This window comes from Protofrankia sp. CiP1_Cm_nod4, from assembly GCF_982290645.1.
In genome coordinates, this window is record NZ_CEVIVC010000263.1 from 1 (window position 1) to 2,941 (window position 2,941).

At 73.5% G+C, this 2,941-nt stretch carries 2 protein-coding genes; one reads left to right on the top strand and one right to left on the bottom strand.

The window, feature by feature from the left end:
- The coding region (locus tag AC5LSR_RS23925) for a type I polyketide synthase (protein WP_445548800.1) at positions 1-2,193 on the bottom strand (2,193 nt) is incomplete at its 3' end.
- A gap of 230 nt (positions 2,194-2,423) precedes the next feature.
- On the opposite strand from AC5LSR_RS23925, the gene AC5LSR_RS23930 reads away from it, so the two are divergent.
- Positions 2,424-2,941: RNA-guided endonuclease InsQ/TnpB family protein (locus tag AC5LSR_RS23930; protein WP_493469068.1), on the top strand; the 518-nt coding region annotated here is incomplete at its 3' end.

Sequence of the window (2,941 nt, forward strand, 5' to 3'; positions counted from 1 at the left end):
TTGGTCGGTGTAGGTGGCGAGGGCGGTGTCGAGGGCGGTGGTGACCTCGTCGAAGGCGGCGCGGAAGACGGGGTAGGTGTCGTAGAGCTCGCGGCCGGCGCCGGGGCGCTGGGCGCCCTGCCCGGTGAACAGGAACGCCACCTGCCCGTCGGGCGCCGCCCCTTCCGCGGAGCCGACGACGACGTTGGCGGCCGTCGTCCCTGTCTCGAGGGCGTTCAGCCCTGCGAGCAGCTCGTCGCGGCTGCCGGCGACGACGACGGCCCGGTGGGACAGCGTCGCCCGGGTGGTGGCCAGTGAGTAGGCGACGTCCACCGGCCGCAGCGTGCTGTCACCGCTGACGTGCGCGGCCAGCCGGGCGGCCTGCTCCCGCAACGCCTGCGGTGAACGCGCGGAGATCAGGAACGGCAGCGGACTGCCAGCCGGTTCGCCGACAGACGCCGCAATACTTCCTTCACTTCCCTCGGCACTCCTTTCGGCGGACGCTCCCGCGCTCCTCCCGGCCGCGTCCCCCTCGACGACAGGCGCGCCTGCCTCGGACGCGTCCGAGCTGGCCCGGGCATCCACCCGCACGTCCGCCCGGCCCGCCGGGCCGTCCGTCCCGGCACCCGCCGGGCGCTGCACCGAACCGTTCACCGAGACACCCGCCAGATCGCGGTCCGTCCCGTTCCGAGCGGAAGATTGAGGGAGCAAGTGGCTGCCGGGGCGACCACTTGTCCCCTCGTTGTCATGATCGCCCGCACCTGCGCCCGCGGGGATGCCTGCCGAGGCGTTCGGGGTGGCGTCTGGCGCGGCGTTCGCTGGGGCGTCCGGGCCGGTGGGGGCCTGTTCGATGATGATGTGGGCGTTGGTGCCGCTGACGCCGAAGGCGGAGACGGCGGCCCGGCGGGGGCGGTCGACCTCCGGCCAGGCCCGCGCCTCGGTGAGCAGCTCTACCGCACCCGCCGACCAGTCCACGTACGGTGACGGCTCGTCCACGTGCAGGGTCTTCGGCAGGACGCCGTGGCGGATGGCCTGGACCAGCTTGATGACCCCGGCGACACCGGCGGCGGCCTGGGTGTGCCCGATGTTCGACTTGACCGAGCCCAGCCACAGCGGCCGGTCGGCGGGCCGCCCCTGCCCGTAGGTGGCGATGAGGGCCTGGGCTTCGATGGGGTCGCCGAGGCGGGTGCCGGTGCCGTGGGCCTCGACGGCGTCGACGTCGGCGGGGGTCAGGCCGGCGGCGGCGAGGGCGGCGCGGATGACACGCTGCTGGGACGGCCCGTTGGGGGCGGTCAGGCCGTTGGAGGCGCCGTCCTGGTTGACGGCGGAGGCGCGGAGCACGGCGAGGATGCGGTGGCCGGCGCGCTGGGCGTCCGAGAGCCGCTCGAGCAGGACGAGCCCGACGCCCTCGGACCAGCTCACGCCGTCCGCCGCCGCCGCGAACGCCTTGCTGCGGCCGTCGGGGGCGAGCCCGCGCTGCCGGGAGAACTCGACGAACTCGCCGGGGGAGGACATCACCGTCACCCCGCCGGCGACCGCCAGCTCCGCGTCCCCGGCGCGCAGCGCCTGGGCGGCCAGGTGCAGGGCGACCAGCGACGACGAGCAGGCCGTGTCGATGGTGACCGCCGGCCCCTCGAAACCGAACGTGTACGACACCCGGCCCGAGAGCACGCTGCCGGCGCTGCCCAGCCCGAGGTAGCCCTCCAGGTCCGGCGGCGGGTCGGCCTGGGCGGCGTAGTCGGCCACGTTCGTGCCCGCGAACACACCGGTGCGGCTGCCGCGCAGCGACGCCGGGTCGATCCCGGCGTTCTCCAGCAGCTCCCAGGTGGCCTCCAGCAGCAGCCGGTGCTGCGGGTCGGTCGCCAGCGCCTCCCGCGGGGAGATCCCGAAGAACTCCGCGTCGAAGTCGCCGACCGCGTCCAGGAACGCCCCGTAACGGGTGTAGGACGTGCCGGGGTGGTCCGGGTCGGGGTCGTAGAGGGCGTCCAGGTCCCAGCCGCGGTCCCGCGGGAACTCGGTGATCGCGTCACCGCCGTCGGCGACCAGCCGCCACAGCCCGTCCGGCGAGCCTGCCCCGCCCGGGAACCGGCAGGCCAGGCCGACGATCGCGATCGGCTCTTGGCGTTCACCGCGCGCCTCCCGCAGGCGTTCGCGGGTGTCGTGCAGCTCCGCGGTGACGCGGCGCAGCAGGTACCGGATCTTGTCGTCGCTCACGGTCAGCCTCTCCTGCGGGATGTGTCGGGCATGGTCACCGAAGGCATCCAGAGAATGCCCCGGCCTTCAGACCGGGGAGGAATCCGGTCTCCCGCGGAGCGGGGCACGCAACGCCGATCCGCCGGGATCGGCGTTGCGTGCGGCGTGACCGGCGGTGCGCATCCCGGCCGGTGGGAAACCCCCGGTGCGCCGGTGATCATAGATCGGCATCCCTTCGGTAGGATCATTCCATGTCCCGTTTCCGACTCTATCCGACCGCCGATCAGGTGGCGGTTCTGGAGTCGCATTGCGGGCACGCGCGGTACGTGTGGAATCTCGCGCTCGAACAACAATCCTGGTGGCATCCGCGCCGCGGACCCGCGCCCGGATACGCCGAGCAGAACCGGCAGCTGACCGACGCACGGCGGGAGTTCGGCTGGCTTGCCGCGGGCAGCGTCATTGTTCAGCAGCAGGCGTTGCGGGACTTCGCCACGGCCCTGGCAGGCTTTTTCCGCGGTTCGCACCGGAAACCGTCGTTCCGGAAACGCGGCCGGGGCGAGGGTTTCCGGAACGTCGCGGTGAAACCCGGTGATTTCCGGCGGGAGAACCGCCGCTGGTCGCGGGTGCGGGTCCCGAAGGTTGGCTGGGTGCGTTTCCGCCGCACGCGCCCGGTACCGGCCGCGACGTCGTTCCGGGTGACCCGGGATCGGGCGGGCCGGTGGCATGTCGCGTTCGCCGTCGTACCCGACCCTGTCGCGGTGTCCGGGGC